General features: G+C 43.2%; 21 protein-coding genes and 1 other RNA gene. 6 read left to right on the forward strand and 16 right to left on the reverse strand.

What is annotated here, in order from left to right:
- Positions 1-7: 7 nt before the first annotated feature.
- The 7 genes from gcvP to V2H77_RS18990 all read right to left on the reverse strand — a co-directional run bounded on the left by gcvP (position 8) and on the right by V2H77_RS18990 (position 9,345).
- Positions 8-2,884, reverse strand: a complete 2,877-nt coding sequence (gene gcvP / locus V2H77_RS18960; RefSeq protein WP_341500055.1) for an aminomethyl-transferring glycine dehydrogenase — start codon at positions 2,882-2,884, stop codon at positions 8-10.
- Between the two features lie 87 nt (positions 2,885-2,971).
- Positions 2,972-3,364 (reverse strand): glycine cleavage system protein GcvH, encoded by a 393-nt coding sequence (gene gcvH / locus V2H77_RS18965; RefSeq protein WP_341500056.1) that lies wholly within the window; start codon positions 3,362-3,364, stop codon positions 2,972-2,974.
- Between the two features lie 123 nt (positions 3,365-3,487).
- Positions 3,488-4,582: a glycine cleavage system aminomethyltransferase GcvT gene (gene gcvT, locus V2H77_RS18970; RefSeq protein WP_341500057.1), complete on the reverse strand. Its 1,095-nt coding sequence runs from the start codon at positions 4,580-4,582 to the stop codon at positions 3,488-3,490.
- A 358-nt stretch (positions 4,583-4,940) separates the two neighbouring features.
- Positions 4,941-6,173, reverse strand: a complete 1,233-nt coding sequence (gene ubiI, locus V2H77_RS18975; RefSeq protein WP_341500058.1) for an FAD-dependent 2-octaprenylphenol hydroxylase — start codon at positions 6,171-6,173, stop codon at positions 4,941-4,943.
- A gap of 45 nt (positions 6,174-6,218) precedes the next feature.
- Positions 6,219-7,397, reverse strand: a complete 1,179-nt coding sequence (gene ubiH, locus V2H77_RS18980) for a 2-octaprenyl-6-methoxyphenyl hydroxylase (protein ID WP_341500059.1) — start codon at positions 7,395-7,397, stop codon at positions 6,219-6,221.
- 7 nt (positions 7,398-7,404) lie between these two features.
- Complete coding sequence (pepP, locus tag V2H77_RS18985) at positions 7,405-8,721, reverse strand: Xaa-Pro aminopeptidase (protein WP_341500060.1); 1,317 nt, start codon at positions 8,719-8,721, stop codon at positions 7,405-7,407.
- Between the two features lie 48 nt (positions 8,722-8,769).
- Positions 8,770-9,345 carry a YecA/YgfB family protein gene (locus V2H77_RS18990; RefSeq protein WP_049582340.1) on the reverse strand — a complete coding sequence of 192 codons (576 nt, stop codon included), beginning with the start codon at positions 9,343-9,345 and terminating at the stop codon, positions 8,770-8,772.
- A 187-nt stretch (positions 9,346-9,532) separates the two neighbouring features.
- Between V2H77_RS18990 and zapA the strand changes: the two genes are divergently transcribed.
- The 3 genes from zapA to V2H77_RS19005 all read left to right on the forward strand — a co-directional run bounded on the left by zapA (position 9,533) and on the right by V2H77_RS19005 (position 10,790).
- Positions 9,533-9,862, forward strand: coding sequence for a cell division protein ZapA (zapA, locus tag V2H77_RS18995; RefSeq protein ID WP_323839944.1), 330 nt, complete (start codon positions 9,533-9,535; stop codon positions 9,860-9,862).
- Positions 9,863-9,972: 110 nt separating this feature from the next.
- A non-coding RNA gene (ssrS, locus tag V2H77_RS19000) (6S RNA) lies at positions 9,973-10,159 on the forward strand.
- Between the two features lie 37 nt (positions 10,160-10,196).
- On the forward strand, positions 10,197-10,790 hold the full coding sequence (locus V2H77_RS19005) for a 5-formyltetrahydrofolate cyclo-ligase (RefSeq protein WP_341500061.1): 594 nt from the start codon (positions 10,197-10,199) through the stop codon (positions 10,788-10,790).
- A gap of 51 nt (positions 10,791-10,841) precedes the next feature.
- On the opposite strand, the gene serA is transcribed toward V2H77_RS19005, so the two are convergent.
- The 4 genes from serA to V2H77_RS19025 all read right to left on the reverse strand — a co-directional run bounded on the left by serA (position 10,842) and on the right by V2H77_RS19025 (position 14,111).
- The gene (serA, locus tag V2H77_RS19010; RefSeq protein WP_341500062.1) at positions 10,842-12,083 is read right to left on the reverse strand and encodes a phosphoglycerate dehydrogenase; all 1,242 of its coding nucleotides are present in this window, start codon (positions 12,081-12,083) and stop codon (positions 10,842-10,844) included.
- A gap of 273 nt (positions 12,084-12,356) precedes the next feature.
- The gene (gene rpiA, locus V2H77_RS19015; RefSeq protein ID WP_049582345.1) at positions 12,357-13,016 is read right to left on the reverse strand and encodes a ribose-5-phosphate isomerase RpiA; all 660 of its coding nucleotides are present in this window, start codon (positions 13,014-13,016) and stop codon (positions 12,357-12,359) included.
- Between the two features lie 177 nt (positions 13,017-13,193).
- Positions 13,194-13,355 (reverse strand): hypothetical protein, encoded by a 162-nt coding sequence (locus V2H77_RS19020; protein WP_167337834.1) that lies wholly within the window; start codon positions 13,353-13,355, stop codon positions 13,194-13,196.
- A gap of 201 nt (positions 13,356-13,556) precedes the next feature.
- Complete coding sequence (locus V2H77_RS19025) at positions 13,557-14,111, reverse strand: hypothetical protein (protein WP_341500063.1); 555 nt, start codon at positions 14,109-14,111, stop codon at positions 13,557-13,559.
- Between the two features lie 399 nt (positions 14,112-14,510).
- On the opposite strand from V2H77_RS19025, the gene V2H77_RS19030 reads away from it, so the two are divergent.
- Complete coding sequence (locus V2H77_RS19030; protein WP_341500064.1) at positions 14,511-15,413, forward strand: LysR family transcriptional regulator ArgP; 903 nt, start codon at positions 14,511-14,513, stop codon at positions 15,411-15,413.
- Here the strand turns inward: V2H77_RS19030 and V2H77_RS19035 are convergent.
- Both V2H77_RS19035 and argO read right to left on the reverse strand, forming a co-directional pair.
- Positions 15,410-16,132, reverse strand: coding sequence for an oxidative stress defense protein (locus V2H77_RS19035; RefSeq protein ID WP_265378510.1), 723 nt, complete (start codon positions 16,130-16,132; stop codon positions 15,410-15,412). The two genes, V2H77_RS19030 and V2H77_RS19035, sit on opposite strands and share 4 nt — an antisense overlap.
- Positions 16,133-16,245: 113 nt before the next feature.
- Positions 16,246-16,869, reverse strand: coding sequence for an arginine exporter ArgO (gene argO / locus V2H77_RS19040; protein WP_265512621.1), 624 nt, complete (start codon positions 16,867-16,869; stop codon positions 16,246-16,248).
- 235 nt (positions 16,870-17,104) lie between these two features.
- Here argO and V2H77_RS19045 point away from each other — a divergent pair, with 235 nt between their 5' ends.
- Positions 17,105-17,485: a hypothetical protein gene (locus V2H77_RS19045; protein WP_341500065.1), complete on the forward strand. Its 381-nt coding sequence runs from the start codon at positions 17,105-17,107 to the stop codon at positions 17,483-17,485.
- A gap of 111 nt (positions 17,486-17,596) precedes the next feature.
- Here the strand turns inward: V2H77_RS19045 and mscS are convergent, their stop codons facing one another.
- Entirely contained in the window at positions 17,597-18,469 is an 873-nt protein-coding gene (gene mscS, locus V2H77_RS19050; RefSeq protein WP_341500066.1) for a small-conductance mechanosensitive channel MscS, read from the reverse strand.
- A 133-nt stretch (positions 18,470-18,602) separates the two neighbouring features.
- Positions 18,603-18,971, reverse strand: a complete 369-nt coding sequence (locus V2H77_RS19055; RefSeq protein WP_341500118.1) for a YacL family protein — start codon at positions 18,969-18,971, stop codon at positions 18,603-18,605.
- A 375-nt stretch (positions 18,972-19,346) separates the two neighbouring features.
- On the opposite strand from V2H77_RS19055, the gene V2H77_RS19060 reads away from it, so the two are divergent.
- Positions 19,347-19,643, forward strand: a complete 297-nt coding sequence (locus V2H77_RS19060) for a Dabb family protein (protein ID WP_341500067.1) — start codon at positions 19,347-19,349, stop codon at positions 19,641-19,643.
- A gap of 980 nt (positions 19,644-20,623) precedes the next feature.
- Here V2H77_RS19060 and acnB read toward each other — a convergent pair.
- Entirely contained in the window at positions 20,624-23,221 is a 2,598-nt protein-coding gene (gene acnB, locus V2H77_RS19065) for a bifunctional aconitate hydratase 2/2-methylisocitrate dehydratase (protein WP_341500068.1), read from the reverse strand.
- Positions 23,222-23,674 lie beyond the last annotated feature (453 nt).

A 23,674-nucleotide genomic window follows, 5' to 3' on the forward strand; every position in this document is an offset into this window, starting at 1 on the left:
TTAGTAATTATTGATAATCACTGATAGGTGCGCAGGAACAATGCAGATTACGATCACCGTAAACATCATCGAGGCGTTTAACCGCAGGCCAATATTTATTGGTTTTGGTTTCTAAGGTTGGGAAAACCGCGATTTCACGGCTGTAACTATGGCTCCAGTCAGAAACCAGCTCAGCTTGTACGTGAGGCGCATTGACCAATGGGTTATCTTCCAATGACCACTCACCTTGCGCCACTTTGCCAATTTCAGCACGAATTGCCAGCATAGCATCAACAAAACGATCAATTTCCACTTTGCTTTCTGATTCCGTAGGTTCCACCATCAACGTACCGGCAACCGGGAATGACATGGTTGGCGCATGGAAGCCGTAATCAATCAAGCGTTTGGCAATATCCATCTCGCTGATACCAAATTCTTCTTTCAACGGTCGAATATCCAGAATACATTCATGGGCCACATAGCCGTTATGCCCCGTATACAGCACGTCATAATCATTCTTTAAACGAGCAGCAATATAGTTAGCATTCAAAATCGCTGTCTGGCTTGCCTGTTTCAATCCTTGCGAACCCATCATTCGAATATACATCCAGCTAATCGGCAGAATAGAAGCACTACCAAATGGCGCCGCTGAAACGGCTCTCTGTTCAGTAATGCCATCCATTTGAACTACCGAGTGCCCCGGCAAGAACGGCGCCAAATGGGCTTTTACGCCAATCGGCCCCATTCCTGGGCCACCGCCGCCATGTGGGATACAGAATGTTTTGTGAAGGTTGAGGTGCGAAACATCAGCACCGATAAAACCTGGCGCGGTAATACCAACCTGCGCGTTCATATTCGCACCATCAAGGTAAACCTGACCACCATACTGATGAATGATTTCACACACTTGACGGATAGTTTCTTCATATACGCCGTGGGTTGACGGGTAAGTCACCATGATGCAGGAAAGCTCGTCACCGGATTTTTCCGCTTTTTCACGCAGGTCTGCCAGATCAATGTTGCCCTCTTTATCGCAACTCACCACCTCAACCGTCATTCCCGCCATATGAGCAGAAGCCGGATTGGTGCCATGAGCAGAACTTGGGATCAGACAGATATGACGATGCCCTTCCCCATGACTTTCATGGTAACGGCGAATAGCCAGCAAACCCGCATATTCACCCTGCGCACCGGAGTTTGGCTGCATACAAACGGCATCATAACCTGTCAGTTGCACCAGCCAGTGAGATAATTGGCTGATCATTTGCTGATAACCCTGCGCTTGCTCTGGCGGACAGAATGGATGCAGTTGATTAAATTCAGGCCAAGAGATCGGTAACATTTCTGCCGCAGCATTGAGTTTCATGGTGCAAGAACCCAACGGGATCATGGCCTGATTCAGTGCCAAATCTCGGCGCTCAAGACGATGCATATAGCGCATCATATCCGTTTCGCTGTGATAATGGTTGAAATTCGGATGCAGAAGGATGTTATCACTACGCAACATTGAGGCAGGAATGGAGTGACTTTCCGTCATCAGCGCTTTATCCAGTACTTCAACATCTAGCTTGTCATCCGTGCCTGTCAGCACAGAGAACAATTTGACCAGATCATCACGACGGGTAGCCTCACTCAATGTGATACCCACCGCGCCGTAAATATCGGTACGCAAATTGATTTCAGCTTTCTCTGCCCGGACCAATACCGCCGCTTTATCCGCGACTTCAACCGTCAGCGTATCAAACCAAGTTTTGTGACGTAGAGTCAATCCAGCTTTCTGTAACCCGGCTGCCAGAATGTCAGTCAGACGATGAATACGGCCCGCAATACGTTTCAGTCCCTTCAAACCATGATATACCGCATACATCGCCGCGATATTTGCCAACAATACCTGAGCAGTACAGATGTTGGAATTCGCTTTCTCACGGCGGATATGCTGTTCACGGGTCTGCATTGCCATGCGCAGTGCGGTATTACCTGCCGCATCACGGGATACGCCGATAATACGTCCCGGCATAGAGCGTTTGAATTCATCACGGCTGGCAAAGAATGCTGCGTGGGGACCACCATACCCCATTGGTACCCCAAAGCGTTGAGCAGAGCCAAACACAATGTCAGCCCCTTGTTTACCCGGCGCAGTCAGCAGCACCAACGCCATCAAGTCAGCGGCAACACTGACAATGATTTTGCGCTGTTTCAGTTGTGCGATCAGATCAGCATAATCATGAACTTCGCCTGTTGTGCCAACCTGTTGCAACAACACGCCAAATACACCGTCCAGCTCCAAGACTTTGTCTGCTTTATCCACAATCACATCAAAGCCAAAGGTTTCAGCGCGGGTACGAACAACATCTAGTGTCTGTGGATGGATATCATCAGCAACAAAGAAACGGTCAGCATTTTTCAGTTTGCTGGTCCGTTTTGCCATTGCCATTGCCTCAGCGGCAGCAGTCGCTTCATCCAGCAAAGAGGCAGAGGCAATATCCAAACCCGTCAAATCGATCGTCACTTGTTGGAAATTCAACAGTGATTCAAGACGACCTTGAGAAACTTCTGGTTGATAAGGCGTATAGGCGGTATACCAGCCAGGATTTTCTAATAAATTACGTAAAATAACCGGCGGAAGCACAGCAGGCACATATCCCATACCAATATAGGATTGGTAACGTTTATTTTGGCTGGCGATTGCTTTCAGTTCAGCTAATGCTTGCTGTTCAGTCGCACCACCGCCGACATCGGGTGGCTCTGGCAACGAGATATCACGGGGAACAATTTTCTGTGTTAACTCATCGAGGGAACTTGCCCCCACTGTCTCCAGCATCTCTTTTTGCTGTTCGGCGGAAGAGCCAATATGACGGCGGATAAACTCGCCCTGGTTCTCGAGTTGGCTTAATGTCTGGGTCATTTGTTACTAATTCCTGAAGCTGGCCAGAAATGGCATACAAATAAAAACGCCCTGCTCACAATGTGAAGCAGGGCGACGGTAAGCATATTATTCTTCTTCGTCCAGAAGTGCCTGATATCCTTCGGCATCCAGCAAACTCGAAAGTTCACTTTCATCAGCGGCTTTAATACGGAACAGCCAACCTTCGTTATAAGGCTCGCTGTTAACTAATTCAGGCGAGTCATTTAGCGCTTCATTAACGGCAATAATTTCACCACTCAGTGGCGCATAGATATCAGAAGCCGCTTTTACTGATTCAACAACGGCGCAGTCATCGCCAAGATTGATTCCATCGCCTACTTCCGGCAAATCAACAAAAACCATATCGCCTAGCAGCTCCTGTGCATGCTCGGTAATACCTACTGTGTATTCACCATTACCTTCTGCACGAACCCACTCATGTGATTCAGCATATTTTAACTCTGCGGGTACATTACTCATTACCATTATCTCCTTCAATCCTGCAATCTACCCCTATCCGGCTATTTTGTGTTCCTGCGCACCAATCATGCCCACCGGGATAAATCGCTATTTACTCATCAAGTTATTATTCGATAAAAATGACTATACGAGAGGTTTACCCGCCCGTACAAAACTGGGTTTGACTACCTGAACCGGCATTTCACGATTGCGGATTTGGACAACCGCCTGTTCACCAATCCCCTGCGGCACACGAGCAAGGGCAATACTGAATCCTAATGTTGGAGAGAATGTACCACTGGTAATAACGCCAGAATGTAAGGCGCCCATCTCATCAGTAAAGCTAACCGCTAAACCGCCACGTAACACACCCTTTTCTCTCATCACCAAGCCAACCAACTGTTCAGCGCCCTCTTCGCGCTGTTTTTCTAGCGCTTCACGGCCGATAAACTGGCGCTCTTCAGGTTTCCAGGCGATTGTCCAGCCCATGTTAGCCGCAAGAGGAGAAATGGTTTCATCCATTTCCTGTCCATAGAGGTTCATACCCGCTTCAAGTCGCAACGTATCACGCGCCCCTAACCCCGCGGGCTTAACGCCGGCATTAAGCAATTTTTGCCAGAAATCCGCGGCTTGCTCTTTTGGTAATGCGACTTCATAACCCGCTTCACCGGTATAACCCGTTGTTGCGATAAATAGATCATCCGCCTGAATACCAAAGAAAGGTTTCATACCAGCAATAGTTTGTTTTTGTTCATTATTTAACAGAGACTGTACTTTTGCCTGAGCTTCCGGTCCTTGAACCGCGATTAACGCCAGATCATCACGAACCTGAATATCAACCGAATAATTGACTACATGCTCATTGATCCAAGCCAGATCTTTCTCACGGGTCGCAGAATTGACCACCAGCCGATAAAAATCATTGCTAAGGTAATAAACAATCAGGTCATCAATTACACCGCCAGAAGCATTAAGCATCCCGGTGTATAGGGCTTTACCCTTTTCTGTCAATTTAGCAATGTCATTTGCCAGCAGATAACGCAAGAAATCACGGCAACCCGTACCATGCAGATCCACAATCGTCATGTGGGAAACATCAAACATACCGGCATGAGTGCGGACAGTATGATGCTCATCCATTTGTGAACCATAATGCAAAGGCATCATCCAGCCATGAAAATCTACCATACGCGCACCACAAGCCAGATGCTGGTCATACAATGGAGTTTGTTTTGCCATTATTTCCCTCTTTTCATTTCCTACATGAAAACATACCGCGTATTAACCGACAGATACTGTGAATCATGAACAAAAAGCGGCTAAAAAACGCGACGCAAACGATATCTTAAAATGAAAGTTATCACTGAAAACCCAAATGAACCATAAGTAAAAATAGGGTTCAATTCAGTGACCACAAAAAAACGTGTTATGAGTATGCAGAATTTTCAACTATTAAAATGAGTCATAATACTCAAAATTAACAATTAACTTTAGAAAACACTCATTTTCTGTTACAAACTAACTGAAATATGAATAAAATCACCTATTCATATTTCAGCAAGATATGAGAAAAAGTTATCGATAAGCAGAGGCTAAATTAGATTTTTTCAGCCGAATAGGACTTAGAGGAGAGCCAGTCCGGCAAGTCATTCAACCCCATTGCCTGACGAAGTAATTTAGGTTTAATTCCCGGTAAATTATCTGCCAGAGACAACCCGACATCCCGCAAAAGTTTTTTCGCCGGATTATTGCCATCAAATAATTGGCGAAAGCCCTGCATTCCAGCGAGCATCACAGCAGCGCCATGTTTACGACGGCGCTCATAGCGACGTAAATAAAAGTGCTGACCAATATCTTTTCCCTGACCATGCAAACGACGTAATTCACCTATCAGTTCAGCGACATCCATAAAGCCCAAATTCACCCCCTGACCTGCCAATGGGTGAATGGTATGAGCTGCATCGCCTAACAGGGCCAGACGATGAGCCGCAAAATTACGGGCATAACGACCGGTCAGTGGAATTGTCAGACGCTCACTCATCAGTTCACATTGACCAAGACGCAGATCAAAATCTACCGCCAATTGCTGGTTGAAACGCTTATGATCAAACTGTTTGTACTGTTCTGCGACCTCACCCGGCAGTGACCAGACAATAGAACACAAATGGGAATCGGCAAGCGGCAAAAACGCCAAAACACCATCACCATAAAAGACCTGACGGGCAACCCCGCCGTGTGGCTCTTCGGTGCGAATAGTGGCGACCAATGCATGATGTTCATAATCCCAGAATGTGAGAGGGATATCAGCATGTTGACGCAACCATGAATGAGCGCCATCAGCACCAACAACTAAACGAGCAGTTAACATACGACCATCGGATAAAGTCATAAAAGCTTCATTTTCACCCCAAGCAACCTGCTTCAAAGCCGCCGGCGCCAAAATGGTCACATCAGATAAGCTGTCTGCCTTTTTCCATAATGTCTCACGGATAACCCGGTTTTCAATGATATGACCAAGATATTCCAGCCCATATTCAGCCGCACTGAATTGAATACGGCCAAAACTATCCCGTTCCCAAACTTCCATTTCTTGATAAGGACTGGCACGCATATCCAAGATCTGTCGCCACACACCAAGATGCTGTAACAGGCGCTCGCTAGCTGCATTAATCGCAGAAACCCGCAAAGCATACTCTTCTCCAGCAATAACAGGTTGAGCAGGCGGATAACTCTCCACCACCGCCACCCGCAAGCCACTGCCTTGTAAACCACAGGCAAGCGCCAAACCCACCATACCGCCACCAGCGATAACCACGTCAAATGATTGCATAATATAATGTCCTCTTATTTTGTCTGCTTTATCTGCGATCTGCGGTTATCTTTGGGCGATCCAACCTAGAGTCTGACGGGCCAGTATATCCCGCATAGGAGAGCATTTTTCCATCATCATCAGGCCAAAGTGACGCCCGATTTGTAATGGAAAATAACGATTGGCAAATATCCGTATCAATCCATCGGTAATATCGATGGTGTTTTCCCGATCTAAAACTCGTTGTTGTTGATAGTTGGTCAAAACCTGATAAGTACCAATATCCTGACCAGCAGCAAAAGCCTCAGAAACAATCTGAGCCAGTGTCATAACATCTCGCATACCAAGATTAAAACCCTGACCAGCAATCGGATGTAATGTTTGCGCGGCATTTCCCACCAGCGCCAATCGGTGGCTAATTTGTTGATTTGCAGTAGATAGTGTCAATGGATAGCTGTGACGCTGACCGGTTTCCAATATTTTCCCTAGTCTCCAGCCAAATGCTTGCTGTAACTGCCTAAGAAATTGCTCGTTATTCCAACCCGCTATCTCCTTTTTCCGCGCCAACTGATGGCACCATACCAGCGAGCTCCGCCCCCCGGACATTGGCAGCAAAGCCAGTGGGCCATATTCTGTGAAACGTTCAAATGCACTGCCTTGCGGATGCTCTGAAGTCAGTACATTTGTAATCACGGCAACCTGTTCATAAGCGCGCCGTTGCCACTGAATATTACAAGCGTGACCAATAGCAGAATGGCTGCCATCTGCCGCTACCAGCAATTCGCCTTGCAGGCGTTCACCACTGTCCAGAGTAACAGCGACCGATGACAGGGTTCTTTCAACAGCCATAACCCTGGATGGACAATATAGCGTTACACCAGGCGCATTTTTCAGTAATTTGAACAAACACTGCCCTGCATCATACAATTCGATAACACTACCCAAAGCTGGAATGTTATATTCCTTTGCATAAAGGTTCACAGGCCCTGCATGACCACGATCACTAACATGAACGTGAGTTATTGGTATCACATAATCTTCCAGAGCAGACCAAACGCCAATCTGTTGTAAACGCTGACAAGTACCGTAAGCCAGCGCTATCGCTCTGGCATCAAAACCGGGATGTTTCTGCTCCGGCTCTGCTGCTTCAATCAGGGACACATGAATCCGCCCCTTACTCAGGGAAGATATCGCCAACGCAAGCGTCGCGCCGGTCATGCCTCCACCAACGATAATCACGTTCATTCTTAACTTAACCCTGTTTTGCTTTCGCCATCAGAGCTTCAATCTCATCAGCTTCTTTAACGACACTGGCTGTCAGGTTTTCATTACCTGTTTCAGTGATCAAAATGTCATCTTCAATACGGATACCGATACCCCGATATTCCACCGGCACATCTGCATCCGGGGCAATATAAAGCCCCGGTTCAACCGTCAATACCATTCCTGGTTGCAAAATACGGTCACGCTCTACACCATAGTCACCGACATCATGCACATCCAATCCTAACCAATGACTGAGGCCATGCATAAAGAACTGGCGATAAGCTTTAGTTTCGATTAAGTGTTCAACTTCGCCGTGCATAATGCCTAGCCTCACCAACTCTTCTACCATAATCCGCACGACATGTTCTGTGACTTTGTTGATGCTGGCGCCTGGCTTATACAACTCCAATGAAATATTGAGCGTTTTCAGTACGATATCGTAAATTTCACGCTGAGCACGGGTAAACTTGCCATTGACAGGGAAAGTACGGGTGATATCTCCGGCATAACCCAGATATTCACAACCTGCGTCAATCAACACCAAATCACCTTCTTTCATCCTACTTTCATTCTCGGTGTAGTGCAGAATACAGCTATTTTCACCGCTCCCTACAATCGTGTTGTAAGCCGGGTAACGAGCCCCGTGATAAGTAAATTCGTGATGAATTTCAGCTTCCAGTTGATACTCAAACATTCCTGAGCAGCAAGCTTTCATCGCGCGCATATGGGCCTGAGCGCTGATTTCACCTGCCCGACGCATAATTTCAATTTCTGCCTTAGATTTGATCAACCGCATTTCATGCACCCAAGGGCGCCAGTCAGTTATCGTTAAAGGCGCTGAAAGATTACGACGACTGCCCTTTCTTAATATATCCAACGCCTGAAAGACAATTTCATCTGCGTAGGCAAATTCGCCTTGTGCGTGATAAACCACATCCAAACCATTCAGCAACAGATAAAGTTCTTCTTTGATATCATCAACAGGCAAAGCGCGATCAATACCCAGTTTTTCCGGTGCCGCTTCTTGTCCAAGACGGCGACCAAACCAAATTTCCGCTGTTAAGTCACGCGCTCGATTAAAAAGCACGCTATGACTATGCGTATCATCACTCTTAATTAATATCAGCACCGCTTCCGGTTCATTAAACCCAGTTAAATAAAGGAAATCGCTATGCTGACGATAAGGATGTTCATTATCTGAATTTCGTGGCGCAGGCGGGGCAGAAAAAATAATCGCTGCGCTGGCCGGAGCCATTTTTGCCAATAAAGCCTGACGGCGGGATAAATATTCTTGTTTGAGCATACCCTCTCCTGCGACTGAGTTAATTATTTTGCGTTCAATAAACACCAATTAATGCAATGTTGGTTTGTCATTTTTTGCGATTAAAACGGTTTTAGGTTCAGTAAAGGCGATATAACAAAGCTGCGCAGCTACCCGCACATATTCAAGGACCTCTTCCAGCGCCTGAGCCAACTCTTCTTGATCATCACCTTCTTCATAACCAAGCAGACCGATATTGCGCAAGTCACTAATAATTTCCCCGATCTCTTTTTTATCAGCGAACTTCGGTTGAGCAACTCCTAATCCCAGCAAAAAATGGTTAACCCATCCAGCTAATGCATCTGCTCGTTCAAACACATTATCTTCCTCATCAGGCAGCAATAAACCGAATGTAAAATTACTGTCATCCAGTGATTCAAATGTGATTTCACGTAATTCACGCAATTGTTGAGCTAATGGATAGGAAAAAGCGAGCCCATCATTCGCTAAGTCATGAACTAAGACCTGCCAACTACTGTCGCGATTACCGCCGCACAGCAGGCCGCTAATTAACCCATGCATCTCCGCTGCCGTCAGTGCCACTGACTGTTGATGCAATATTTCGTCAAAAGATTGATAATCTGGTAATGAATTCTGTATAGACATGTGTATTGGTCATCGTTGACGGTGTAAGTTCATGCTATGCTACCACCAAGGGGAGTCGCTATACCAGACAACAACCGTCGCTAATCGTGAGTTGTCTATCGGTATCGCGTTATAATGATTGGCGCCGGTTTCAATTCTGTAAATTCAGAATTAAAACCGGAGCGCAGTAATAAGTCAGGAAGGGGTCATGTCTGCACAACCGGTAGATATCCAGATTTTTGGGCGGTCACTACGTGTCAATTGTCCATCAGAGCAAAAAGAAGCATTACTGGCAGCGGCTGTGGAACTTGAACAACGTTTAGACGATTTAAAAGAGCGCACCAGAGTAACCAATACTGAACAACTGATTTTTATTGTAGCACTGAATATCTGTCACGAATTGGCACAAGAAAAAGTGAAAACCCGTGACTATGCCTATAATATGGAACAGAAAATAAAGATGCTTCAACAGACTATAGAACAAGCATTAGTGGAACAAGGTCGCATCACTGAGAGCGCTATTTCACCAAATGAATGAATTCTATTGATAAATCATACATTAGTGAGTGAATCATTCGAGAATTAGTTGCTTTCTGTATTTAGTTTCATACAATAGGTGTCATAAAGTTGCTTACAAGCGCTGAATAAATTTCTCTGAGATGTTCGTTAACGGGGAAAGTCCCCTGAGCCGATATTTCATACATTATAGAATGTGGTGCTCCGTAGTCTGGTGTGCATGCTCGGTTCGGCCGAGAAGCCTTAAAGCTGCGACGCTGCGTTCACCTTGAACCAAGGGTTCAAGGGTTACTACCTGTAACGGCATCTTGGAGAATCTCAACCTTAATCGCTACTGCTACCCACCGGCAGGTTCTATGCAATCAGAGTCCCTATTATCACTCAGACAAAGCATTAGAAAGAGAATACGCCAGCAACGCCGAGAACTTACTCCTGAACAACAATCCCTTTTTGCCAAGCAGGCTGCTGAGCGAACGATTAACCACCCCAAAATTCGCCAAGCCAATAAAATCGCACTATTTCTTTCGTTTGATGGTGAACTCGATACCCGTCCACTGATTAACCAACTCTGGCAACAAAATAAGCAGATCTACCTGCCCGTATTACACCCTTTCAGTTATCACCATCTGCTGTTTTTAAACTATCAACCCGATACCCCGCTCATCAGAAATCGCTTCAATATAGAAGAGCCACCGCTAGATGTTAAACAAGTTTTACCATTATCAGAACTGGATATCATGATGATTCCTCTGGTTGCTTTTGACCGCACAGGGCAGCGACTCGGCATGGGAGGCGGCTTTTACGATCGTACTCTGAGCCAGTGGCAACAAAAAAATTTCTATCCGATAGGTCTGGCGCATAACTGCCAGTTAGTCGATACACTGCCATCAGCCGAATGGGATATCCCATTACCCGAAATCATCACACCTGAAAAAATCTGGCAATGGTAGTAAAAAATGGGCGCCTTATACAAAGCGCCCATTTATGATAGTTCAAAATAATCAGTAAAGCAGACGAGAACGGATAGTGCCCGGCAGTGCTTTCAGTTTCTGGAATACCATTTCAGCTTGAGCAGGATTTTCAGTCACAATATCGATAACCACATAACCCATATCCCCACTGGTACGCAGATATTGAGCGGCGATATTGATATCCTGTTCAGCAAACACTTGGTTAATACTGTTCAATATACCCGGACGATTTTCATGAATATGCAAAAACCGGTTGGTATCATCAGCATGAACAGGAAGAGACACTTCTGGGAAGTTTACTGCTGATAAGGTAGAACCATTATCAGAGTATTTCGCTAATTTTCCTGCGACTTCATAACCAATGTTTTCCTGCGCTTCCTGGGTAGAACCACCGATATGCGGGGTCAGCAACACATTATCAAATTTACACAGCGGTGACTCAAACGGATCATTATTAGTTGCCGGTTCAACAGGGAACACATCCACAGCCGCCCCTGACAGATGTTCACTTTCCAATGCATCACATAATGCCGGGATATCCACCACCGTCCCACGTGAAGCATTGATCAAGATAGAACCCGGTTTCATCAGTGTCAGTTCCGTTGCACCAATCATATTTTTCGTTGATGGCGTTTCTGGTACATGCAAACTAATCACATCGCTCATATTCAGTAATTCTGACAAATGACGTACCTGATGGGCATTACCTAATGGCAATTTGTTTTCAATATCATAAAAGTAGACATCCATACCAATATTTTCAGCCAGAATACCAAGCTGAGTACCAATATGACCGTAACCTATAATACCCAGTTTTTTCCCACGCACTTCATAGCAGCCCTTAGCCTGCTTATCCCACACTCCTCGATGAGCTTTCGCATTCGCTAAAGGGATACGACGCAGCAGTAACAGCAATTCACCAAGAACCATTTCAGCAACCGAACGAGTATTAGAAAATGGCGCATTAAAGACAGGAATACCACGTTTTGCCGCCGCTTTCAGATCAACCTGATTGGTGCCAATACAGAAACAACCTACAGCAACCAATTTTTCGGCTGCCTGAAAAATCTCTTCGGTCAGTTGTGTGCGGGAACGGATACCAACAAAATGGGTATCACGAATTGCCTCTTTTAACTCTTTGGAATCTAATGCTCCCTTATGATATTCGATATTGCTATAACCGGCTGCTCGCAGATTTTCTACCGTGCTTTGATGCACACCTTCTAATAGCAAAAATTTAATCTTATCTTTTTCCAGAGATACCTTAACCATTTATCCTGCCTATTGTTACGCTTCGTTACATTTAAGATTCATTCTCTCAACATAACAAAAAAAACGAACACAGCAATATAAACGATTGCTATTCTTGTCACATAAGTCTTAACAAAGTAGTTATTATGCGGAATAAAATGATCCGAAAAAGAACAAAATTAGGATTTGGATTAAATAACAATCAGAGATATGAAATATATCACTAAATTCTTCACCTATTTTAAAAGTGAAAAAATTTTTAAGGGCGAAAAATTTCGCCCTCTACGAATAATATTATTGAGTGATGGTTTTCACTCCATCAAGTGTTCCCATCAATATAATATCCGCACCACGGTTAGCAAATAGGCCCACAGTCACCACACCTGAGATACGATTAATTTTATTCTCTAACTCAACAGGATCGAGTATGGCTAGATTATGCACATCAAGGATTAGATTGCCGTTATCAGTCACAACATTCTGACGATATTTTGGTACTCCCCCCAATTTAACCAACTCACGAGCAACATAGGCGCGAGCCATTGGAATCACTTCAACCGGCAGAGGAAATTTACCCAATACATCAACTTTTTTAGAAGCATCAACAATACAAACGAATTTTTTAGCTATTGCAGCAATGATTTTTTCACGCGTTAATGCAGCACCCCCGCCTTTAATCATCTGCATATTGCCATTGATTTCATCCGCACCATCAACATAGATATCAAGGGAATCCACTTCATTACAATCGAATACAGGAATTCCCAAGCTTTTTAGCTTCTCAGTAGAAGCCTCAGAGCTGGATACTGCCCCTTCAATCTGATCTTTAATGGAACCGAGGGCATCAATAAAATGTGAAGCCGTTGAACCTGTCCCCACACCCACAATTGTTCCTGGTGTAACAAATTCGAGTGCTGCCCAACCTACTGCTTTTTTCAGTTCGTCCTGAGTCATATCAATTCATTGCCTATATCAGTTACCAGTTACAAGGAAAGACCTCGACTAGTATAAACTTTGACGGCAACAAAGAAACCGCAATTCAATTAAAGTTGAGTAGGATAAGTTATGGGAAATATAAGATTAAATGATGCCAAAAACCCGCCATATGGCGGGCTACAAAAAAAGTGATGTTTATGCAGCTTCTTTATTGCGACGACGACCTTGCTTTTCTTGGCTTGGCGCCTGTGCATGTTCTTCCAAAACCGGCCCCACTTTCATAAGAAAATCCAAAGTCTCTCCAGCTTTTTTATAAGTTTGAATGGTATCGAACATCGGTTCTTTTTGTGCTCTCATAGCAACACCTCTAAAACAACTTCACATTACTGAACTGATTTAGTCATACGGGATAAAAATTCCCCGACAAAATCTTTCTGTTATGGTCATAGCAACAAATTTAGTAAGACTTCACCTTCAACCAATCTAAATAAACAACATAACTATTCTACTTGACTTGGTCTATCTGGACACTATAACGCACATATAAACGCAGAGATTTCAAAGAGCTAACTCCTTAGACCTACTTTTCAATTTTGCTGTTAATGTCTTAATATCACATGACATTACATATCCACAACGCTCTAGCTCAAAACCAAACGAACGATAGTAAGCTATTTTATCCTTAACGGGTTCATGAATCCTGACGTCTTCACCATCAACCATATTCATGAAAATCAATGTTGCATACAGAGTATACAAAAGCATCTTTCTATGCAACGGGTGATTTTCTGTATCCTTCACAAAATTTTCCAATACATGGATATTAAAACTCTTATCGTTCAAATCATATGTCGATAGGGCGACCCCAGCCGGAACAGACTCAATTTGGAGATTTTCTCTTGATGTGACAAATTTTATACATAAGCTGAAACAGTCATGTCGATTACTGATCTCTGTAATATAATAGTCCCAATTAAGCTCACCATACGCTCTTGTTAACATGTTTGCATCGCTGTCAGAGATAGGACCAACTGCCAAATCTATTCCTCTCTGATCCATATATAACTGCAAAGTATTATATGTTAATTGTGCAACATGTTTCAGTGACAGCATAAAAAGCAACCTTACCCATATTGTTATTAAATAGCCAAAAATAACGCTTTTTTAACAATTTTATTGAAAAACCACACTTAAGCGAAACATGCAAACAATCTTTAATCAGATCAAAAATTCATCATTAAGCCAAAAACAGTTTCACCCAGTGATTTCTCCTGAGCATATCGCCTATTCAACCACGTCAACAAACTTAGACTTCAAAAATGGAACCACCTTCCCAAAGGTTACTAACCAACAAAAATTTATCCAAATGGGGTATAACATGAGTAATTTCTGGAAGGTAGGATTTTACGGCCCGCCAGATAATTTCCTCATCCATCAGGAAAATATGGCATAGTGATATTCAGAAAAATAAACAGTGCTACTCAGCAAAATTAAGTGGAGAATCTTTCTACAATGAAACGCCCTGACTACCGAACACTACAAGCCTTAGATGCGGTGATCCGAGAACGCGGTTTCGAGCGTGCCGCCCAGAAACTCTGTATCACTCAATCAGCAGTTTCTCAACGTATCAAGCAGTTGGAAAATCTGTTCGGTCAGCCTCTGCTGGTACGCACTGTTCCTCCGCGCCCCACCGAACAAGGACAAAAACTACTGGCACTATTACATCAGGTAGAGTTGTTGGAAGAACAATGGTTAGGCGATGAACAGGGTACAGATACTCCATTGCTGCTTTCATTGGCAGTCAACGCTGACAGCTTAGCAACCTGGCTGTTACCGGCTCTACACCCGGTACTCGCTGACTCACCTATCCGGCTCAATATCCAAGTTGAAGATGAAACCCGGACTCAAGAACAGTTAAGAAGAGGCGAAGTCGTTGGCGCGGTCAGTATTCAACCGCAACCACTACCTAGTTGTCTGGTCGATAAATTAGGCGCCCTGGATTACCTGTTTGTCGCCTCACCAGAATTTGCTGCTCGCTATTTCCCAAATGGGGTTACCCGTTCGGCGTTACTAAAAGCCCCTGCGGTTGCATTTGATCACCTGGATGATATGCATCAGGCATTTTTACAACAGAACTTCGAATTATCGCCGGGTAGCGTTCCATGTCATATCGTCAACTCATCTGAAGCCTTTGTACAACTGGCAAAACAGGGCTCCACCTGTTGTATGATCCCTCATTTACAGATTGATCAGGAATTGAGAAATGGTGAACTGATCGACCTGACACCGGGTTTATGTCAGCGCCGGATGCTCTATTGGCATCGTTTCGCACCAGAAAGCAGGACCATGAAAAAAGTGACTGACGCCCTGTTAAAATTTGGGCGTCAGATGTTAAGACAAGATGACACTGATTAAGGTTTTAGTTCAAACACAACATCAACCTGATCGCTGAAATTGATGCTATCCTGCTGGTAAGTTTCACCCACTCCAGCAGCAGCACCTCCCGCCATCATCACATCAGAATTGCGATACTTCATATGGTCAATCACCTCTGGCGCCCGGTAATTGATACTGTATATCGAACCAACTTGGCTATTAAAGCCTTTCGCCAATGCATCAGCTTGTTCAATCGCATTCTCAATGGCTTTCTGACGGGCTTCGTCACGATATTTTTGCGGATTGTCCACCCCAAATTGAACAGATACGATTTCGTTCAAACCCGCTTTTAATGCACCATCTAGCAGATCATTAAGTTGATCTAACTTACGAACCTTCACCTCCACTGAACGGATCGCACGATAGCCTTTCAGCACTGATTTGCCAGATACATTGTCATACTCATAATCAGGTTGAGTACGCAAATTCGCTGCATCAATATCTTTCTTTTCAATACCGTTCTTTTTCAGAAAATCAAAATATTTAGCAACCAGTTCATCAACCTGCTTTTTAGCTCCAGAAGCATCTTTAGCAGAAATATTGACGTTAATCATCAATGTTGCTATATCCGGTTCTGCTTTCACTACCGCATTACCAGAAGTAATAACATGAGGGACTCCGGGTAAATCAGCAGCCTGTGCAGCCAGTGGCACCCCGGCACTTAACATAGCGGCCAACCCTAATGATTTCAATTTCACACAACCTCCGAAGAAAACCTGTTACAGAAAATGTTCATCCCACGGAAAAACCGAAATATACATGGGATGAATAAAACACTAACACAGAGACTGCATGCAAAGAAGTGTCCAGCTCAATCAGAAATTAGTAATCCCTGCTTAGCAAGTTGCCATGCGATATACCACATTATGACACAGATAAACCCATTAATAATCCGTTGAGAAAGCGGCTTACTTAACACAGGGGAAAACCATGCGGCCAGCAATGACAGAGAAAAAAACCAACTAACAGAGGCACTTGCCGCACCAAAAGTAAACCAGGGCCTGAGTTCTGAAGATAACTGACCACCAATACTGCCCAAAACAACAATGGTATCTAAATAAACATGCGGATTTAACCAAGTGACCGCAAAGATAATCGCAATTACCCGCCAACGGTTTTTTGCTGTACTACTCGCCTGCATCTGTTCAACATTGGCAAACAAAACCACACGTAAAGCCCCCCATCCATACCAGAATAAAAAAGCAACACCTCCCCAGGTGACAAGCTGCAAGAGTAAAGTTGACTGACTAAGTAATGCACTACCACCAAATACACCGACACCAATCAGAAAACCATCACTGATCGCGCACAAAGTTGCACTCATCAAATGAAATTGTCTCTTGCTACCTTGCTGCATAACAAAGGCATTTTGTGGACCAAGAGGCAAAATCATTGCTGCGCTAAGAAAAAAACCCTGCACAAATGTCGATAACATAAAAAAACTCCTCGATAATTATTCACTTTGCTATTTCAATGTTCAGAATATTAAGAAGAATAGCGCATTAGAGGAAATAAATGCTTCTAATTGATCATAAGAAATTTTAATAACCAACCAAAAAGCAGATTTTTACAGGAGAACCATTTGATTAATTCAAAGGAAATCAAGCTAATACATACTAAAAGCGTTAATGAATCTATCAATTCTATGAAAATAAGAGGAAGAGGTTATTTTGAAAAAAATTATGGGTTTCATACTGTTAGTAATCATTATTATTGCTATTCTTACTGTCAGAAACTACTATTTACTGCGAAATGATGTTGAAGAGGCATTAAACCACTATGAAACAATTGAATACTATATTGGTACAGCAAATATTACAGACGTAACACTCAGCCATTATCAACCGTTTTTATGTAAAAAAGGCTGCGAGCGTTTTATTCTAAAAATACAGGGTGAAAAAGGTGATGGGATAGTTGCTGCTGATATTAATCTTCATACTTCAGATGTTTCATCCGCTGTCCTTTGCTTATCTGATAACAAGAAAATAGCACTGACAGAAGATATCAACGATGATTTTATTAAAAACAACCTTAATACCCTATGTCAATAAAATAAGCCAAGAGAACAGAGCGTCCGCGCTATCCATAGCGCGGCGCTGATTTACTGGTAAAATTTACTGTCTATTCACTCCATCAGAAGGTTATTATCCAACGTCCTCTGATTAATCACACATTTTATTCCGCGCCATAGCCTGATTCTGATGCAAATAAACATCCATTTGTGGATAAGGAATACTGATATTGTGCTTATCCAATGTACGTTTAAAATTCTCCATCAAATCCCAATAAACCTCCCAAGCATCACCATTGGTCGTCCATACACGCACAATAAAATTCAGTGAAGAAGGCGCCATTTCATGCAAACGAATCGTCACGCCTTTGTCATGCTGAATACGGTTGTCTGCGGCAATAACATTGCCTAATACTTTTTTGACTTCATCAATATCCGCATTATACGCAACACCGACCATAATCTGAGTTCGACGATTCGGTTCACGGCTGGTATTAATAACATTATCTGCAATAATTTTCCCATTCGGAATTACGATGATTTTGTCATCCGCTGTACGCAATGTAGTAGAGAAAATCTGCACCTGAACAACCGTGCCCTCAACCGCGCCCAAAATAACATATTCGCCCGCACGGATTGGACGAAAAGCCACCAGCAATACCCCTGCGGCAAAGTTGGACAAAGAACCTTGTAAAGCCAAACCAACAGCTAAACCAGCAGCACCGATAACCGCAATGACCGAAGCCGTCTGAACACCCAATTTGCCCAAAACTGCAATAATAGTGAATGCAATTATCGAATAACGAACAATAGCAGCTAGGAAATCTGATACCGTTACATCAATGCCACGCAATGACATAACTCTTTTCACGCCCTTACTAATGAGTTTCGCCGCCATCAACCCCAGAACAAGAATCAGAATAGCAGCAACAGTATTGACCAGATATTGAATGATTAAATCCTGATGATTAATAAGCCAATTTGTAGCTTGATTAATGCCACCAGACAGATTGATATCTTCCATTAAAACCACCTTGATTCTTTAGCTATTCAACTATAATTGAGTAAAATCACTCGATGACTATCCTTCATAACAACCATTAACAGTAAGAAAAAACTATCGTGCCAGAGAATGCTTTTTGTCTATATACAGCTTTTTACCAATCGTTTTTTAAAATAAAGTCCCGATAATCATTCAACATATCAATAAAATCCTTAGTACCACAAAAAGCCAGGCTCTCATTATCGTAATAGCTCATGCCCTCCTCCATCGAATCAGTTTCAAACTCAAGCTGATTAGCACGAACCATAATCTCTTCGTCATCCATTAGCAGCGTATATTCGTGACCCACAAGTTGCCATTGACGTTCACTGCCTTTAATTTCAGCCAGCGCGGCGGCAACCTTATCTATCACCGTTAAATCACCTTTAACTTCTTCATTCAGCCACTGACCAATAGCTTCATGATCCATTGAGAACCGGCTAGTCACCTTCCCAGTAACATCCAGCAAAAATTCGTATTCCATCATCACCTCCGGTACGTCTTTTCATTTTAATATTTGCTAACAATTCTGCCCCAGAATCAACCCACAAACTGATAAGAAGTGGGAGATTAAAGGCTCTATGCCGACACAACGGTAAGGTTTCCACCTAGGATAACCAAAATGTACACCCCAAGTTATTCTTGAGGTTTGTGTCCGCTACGGCTTTCATCGGAGGATGAGTTCAGCCTCAGTGCAAATATAAACAAATGCACTATGATTAATAATATCTCAGAGAAACAAAAACAGCAAAATCGAACACATGTCCGCTAATCGATGAGGTATATTCAAGAGTCTTGCAATACAACCATTTATTTTCTATCTTGTCTGGAAAAACAAAGACACCCTGTAGGAGCCATTATGATACGTCATATTCTTTTGTTAAAATTCGCACCCGAAATAAAAGAACAACAATTAACGACGATAAGAGATACCGCGATTTCTATGTCGCATCAAATCAAAGGTATTTCTGCCATTGAGTGGGGAGGTAATGTAAGTAGTGAAAATAAAAATAAAGGTTTTACACATGCCATCACCATGACATTTGATGACCAAAAAGCTATTTCAAACTATTTGTCTCACCCAGCGCATGACAAATTAAAAGATCTACTTATAGGTTCTGTCGCTGATATCATTGTCTTTGATTATGAAGTGTAATTTTCATTTCTAGGGAATAACTATCTGCTAATTAATGTTCAACATAACGAATATTGCTGGCGCACCTAAAAGTAATTAGACGCGCCGATTATCGATAGAAATAAAATTACGCAGATCTCCATAGAGAATTTAAATATTTAATCAATAATTAAATACCACATAAAAAGTTTTTAACCCTACCTATCAGATAATAGCTTGCTGTAGAATCAGCATTATTTATAAAAGATAATGAGATAATAAAATAGCGTATTTTACCTCCCATTTTAGGATGCATAAAAAACCATTTTAAAAAGAAGAATCGCACCTACTTCATTGAAAATAAAATAAAAATAATATAAACATGACGAATTAAAACAGTATAAAACCCGTTTAAACCGACATATTTAAGTTATCGTTATTTTGTATAATGAATGCAATACAATAACACTGTAAGTAACCCGATTCATGTGCTGTAAAATTATGTGACTGGGAATTATGTTATATTGACAATTAAGTTTTTTCTGTTTTTATTTTTTAGATTTAAAACCAGAAAGAGTAACATGCCTGTTAATAGTATTAAAATCAAACCCCATTTTCCTTCAATAATTTTTGATACCGATAAATGTTTTTATTCTTTTTAACTGATGATTTTCCTAATACGGTTAATATTGTTATTTATCACATTATTAATCAATTTAAAATCCATTTTTCCTGATACTTTCTCTTTTCATGTCAGTTATAGCATCGAGTTTTTTATCCACTTTTAAAAATCCTTAATCACTACTTTTTACTTTTAATGATTAAAGTTTTTATCTACTTTTTCACGATACGTTTGCCCTTTTTTCCAGATTTTAAAACCATACTGACAGGCAAAAACGACCTTTTTAACACTCGTTTTATCATTGATAAAAACTCAGCAGTAATAGTCGAGACGCTAAAAACCAGCAATCTAAAATGGGAGGTTTTTACCTCCCATTCATTGGCATTGCAATATATCGGAATTACACCGCGGTTTGGAAAATCACATCATCCGCTTTTTCAGTGTATTGGTTCAGTTGATCAAAATTGAGATAACGGTAAGTATCTTCCGCGGTCTCATCAACCTTATCCATAAATTGCTGGTACTCTTCCGGTGTCGGCAGACGTCCCAACAGAGAAGCTACAGCCGCCAGTTCAGCCGATGCAAGGTAAACATTCGCACCCGTCCCTAAACGATTCGGGAAGTTACGAGTCGAAGTGGAAACCACAGTTACACCGTCAGCAACGCGTGCCTGATTACCCATACATAAGGAACAACCAGGAATTTCAACCCGTGCTCCACTCTTACCAAAGATGCTGTAATAACCTTCCTCTGTGAGTTGAGCTGCATCCATTTTCGTTGGCGGAGCAACCCACAAACGAGTTGGTAATTGGCCTTTATGTTGATCCAATAACTTACCGGCTGCACGGAAATGGCCAATGTTAGTCATACAAGAACCGATAAAAACTTCATCGATTTTGCTGTTAGCCACATCAGACAATAAACGGGCATCATCTGGGTCATTCGGCGCGCACAGAATAGGTTCTTTAATTTCGGCCAGATCGATTTCGATAACCGCTGCATATTCTGCATCAGCATCGGCTTCCAGCAGTTGAGGATCTTTCAGCCAGTTTTCCATACCCGTTACACGGCGTTCCAGTGTACGACGGTCACCATAACCTTCGGCAATCATCCATTTCAGCAACACAATATTGGATTGCAGGTATTCAATAATCGGCGCTTTATCCAATTTAATGGTACAGCCCGCCGCAGAGCGCTCCGCAGAGGCATCCGCCAGCTCAAATGCCTGCTCAACTTTCAGATCCGGCAAACCTTCGATTTCGAGGATACGGCCAGAGAAGATGTTTTTCTTACCTTTCTTTTCAACCGTCAGAAGACCTTGCTGAATCGCATAATAAGGGATTGCATGAACCAAATCACGCAAAGTAATACCGGGCTGCATCTGCCCTTTGAAACGAACCAACACAGATTCTGGCATATCTAAAGGCATCACCCCCGTCGCAGCAGCAAATGCTACCAGACCAGAACCCGCCGGGAAGGAAATACCAATTGGGAAACGAGTATGAGAATCACCGCCCGTACCAACGGTATCAGGCAACAGCATACGGTTCAGCCATGAGTGAATGATGCCGTCGCCGGGACGCAGAGAAACACCGCCGCGATTCATAATGAAATCAGGCAAGGTATGGTGAGTAGTGACGTCAACTGGCTTAGGATAAGCCGCCGTATGGCAGAATGACTGCATTACCAGATCCGCAGAGAAGCCCAAACACGCCAGATCTTTCAGTTCGTCACGAGTCATTGGGCCAGTTGTATCCTGAGAACCAACAGAAGTCATTTTAGGTTCACAGTATTCACCTGGACGAATACCCGCCGTGCCACATGCCCGGCCAACCATTTTCTGAGCCAGGGAGAAACCACGACTACTTTCCTCAACCGCTTTCGCCTGACGGAAGACATCGCTGGGGGGTAAACCAAGAGACTCACGCGCCTTACTGGTCAAGCCACGGCCGATAATCAGTGGAATACGGCCGCCAGCACGAACCTCATCCAACAATACATCTGTTTTCAGTTCAAATTCAGCCAGTAGCTCATTGGTTTCGTGGTGACGTACTTCCCCTTTATATGGGTAGATATCAATCACATCCCCCATATTTAGTTTGGTCACATCTATCTCTATTGGCAGCGCACCAGCATCTTCCATCGTATTGAAGAAGATCGGCGCAATTTTACCGCCCAGAACAACGCCGCCGCCACGTTTGTTTGGCACAAATGGAATATCTTCGCCCATAAACCACAATACTGAGTTAGTGGCCGATTTGCGGGAAGAACCTGTACCCACAACATCACCGACATAAGCCAGCGGATAGCCTTTCTTATTCAGCTCTTCAATTTGTTTGATTGGACCAATAACACCAGCTTGATCTGGGACAATCCCTTCGCGAGCATTTTTCAACATTGCCAGAGCATGCAGCGGAATATCAGGGCGTGACCATGCATCCTGCGCGGGAGATAAGTCATCGGTGTTTGTTTCACCCGTCACCTTAAATACCGTGACTGTAATTTTTTCTGCTAATTCAGGGCGTTCCAAATACCACTGCGCATCAGCCCAAGATTGCATAATTTGTTTGGCTTGTGGATTACCTGCTTTTGCTTTTTCTTCTACATCATAGAAGTTGTCAAACATCAACAAAGTATGAGAGAGCGCTTTAGCTGCAATTGGAGCCAGTTTTTCATTATCCAGAGCATCAATCAAAGGATGAATATTATAACCACCTTGCATCGTTCCAAGCAGTTCAACCGCCTTTTCTGGCGTGATTAGCGGTGAAATAGTTTCGCTTTTCACAATGGCGGCAAGAAAACCGGCTTTTACATATGCCGCTTCATCAACGCCTGGGGGAACACGGTTAATTAGCAGATCTAACAGGAAATCTTCTTCACCTTTTGGTGGGCTCTTCAGTAACTCAACCAGCGCCGCCGCTTGTGTCGCGTCCAATGGTTTAGGGACGACGCCTTGGGCTGCACGCTCGGCTACGTGCTTGCGGTATTCTTCTAGCACGACTTTCTCCTCGCTCTCATTGTCATTTTATCTACCCGGCTCTGCACCCGCCTTAGAACCTGCCTTAGAACCTGCCTCATAAAGCTATCGTCTTTGCGCAACAACATGTGTTTTCGCAACAATAGCCCCTCCAGGGACAGGTTGTTAATTATGGTTCCGGGTGCCAGGTCAGAGGATTGCCAGCATAACTCTGCAAGTGCAAACAAGTTATGCCCAGCTTCGGGCGTCCAGCATACCAAAATTTGAATGCGATGTTAATTCGTTCACATAAAAGTAACATTAACTGATAGTAATATTCTGAATTAACAGCAGACAAAGCTATTAAAACAGATTATTCCACTGATTTTTGCCAGTAACACCTATAAAAGCCATACTTTTTATACCGAGTTTCTTCAAACAGGTCATACCAGAATAAAAAACGGCTTTCATATCAATGAAAGCCGCTTCGGTAAA

This window comes from Photorhabdus sp. P32, from assembly GCF_038085095.1.
In the GTDB taxonomy this organism is placed as follows: Bacteria; Pseudomonadota; Gammaproteobacteria; order Enterobacterales; family Enterobacteriaceae; genus Photorhabdus; species Photorhabdus luminescens.

What these genes read in the sequence shown, in the direction of transcription:
- gcvP (WP_341500055.1), bottom strand. Translation starts at nt 2,884, where the DNA reads ATGACCCAGACATTAAGCCAACTCGAGAACCAGGGCGAGTTTATCCGC.
- gcvH (WP_341500056.1), bottom strand. Translation starts at nt 3,364, where the DNA reads ATGAGTAATGTACCCGCAGAGTTAAAATATGCTGAATCACATGAGTGG.
- gcvT (WP_341500057.1), bottom strand. Translation starts at nt 4,582, where the DNA reads ATGGCAAAACAAACTCCATTGTATGACCAGCATCTGGCTTGTGGTGCG.
- ubiI (WP_341500058.1), bottom strand. Translation starts at nt 6,173, where the DNA reads ATGCAATCATTTGACGTGGTTATCGCTGGTGGCGGTATGGTGGGTTTG.
- ubiH (WP_341500059.1), bottom strand. Translation starts at nt 7,397, where the DNA reads ATGAACGTGATTATCGTTGGTGGAGGCATGACCGGCGCGACGCTTGCG.
- pepP (WP_341500060.1), bottom strand. Translation starts at nt 8,721, where the DNA reads ATGCTCAAACAAGAATATTTATCCCGCCGTCAGGCTTTATTGGCAAAA.
- V2H77_RS18990 (WP_049582340.1), bottom strand. Translation starts at nt 9,345, where the DNA reads ATGTCTATACAGAATTCATTACCAGATTATCAATCTTTTGACGAAATA.
- zapA (WP_323839944.1), top strand. Translation starts at nt 9,533, where the DNA reads ATGTCTGCACAACCGGTAGATATCCAGATTTTTGGGCGGTCACTACGT.
- V2H77_RS19005 (WP_341500061.1), top strand. Translation starts at nt 10,197, where the DNA reads ATGCAATCAGAGTCCCTATTATCACTCAGACAAAGCATTAGAAAGAGA.
- serA (WP_341500062.1), bottom strand. Translation starts at nt 12,083, where the DNA reads ATGGTTAAGGTATCTCTGGAAAAAGATAAGATTAAATTTTTGCTATTA.
- rpiA (WP_049582345.1), bottom strand. Translation starts at nt 13,016, where the DNA reads ATGACTCAGGACGAACTGAAAAAAGCAGTAGGTTGGGCAGCACTCGAA.
- V2H77_RS19020 (WP_167337834.1), bottom strand. Translation starts at nt 13,355, where the DNA reads ATGAGAGCACAAAAAGAACCGATGTTCGATACCATTCAAACTTATAAA.
- V2H77_RS19025 (WP_341500063.1), bottom strand. Translation starts at nt 14,111, where the DNA reads ATGCTGTCACTGAAACATGTTGCACAATTAACATATAATACTTTGCAG.
- V2H77_RS19030 (WP_341500064.1), top strand. Translation starts at nt 14,511, where the DNA reads ATGAAACGCCCTGACTACCGAACACTACAAGCCTTAGATGCGGTGATC.
- argO (WP_265512621.1), bottom strand. Translation starts at nt 16,869, where the DNA reads ATGTTATCGACATTTGTGCAGGGTTTTTTTCTTAGCGCAGCAATGATT.
- mscS (WP_341500066.1), bottom strand. Translation starts at nt 18,469, where the DNA reads ATGGAAGATATCAATCTGTCTGGTGGCATTAATCAAGCTACAAATTGG.
- V2H77_RS19055 (WP_341500118.1), bottom strand. Translation starts at nt 18,971, where the DNA reads ATGGAATACGAATTTTTGCTGGATGTTACTGGGAAGGTGACTAGCCGG.
- V2H77_RS19060 (WP_341500067.1), top strand. Translation starts at nt 19,347, where the DNA reads ATGATACGTCATATTCTTTTGTTAAAATTCGCACCCGAAATAAAAGAA.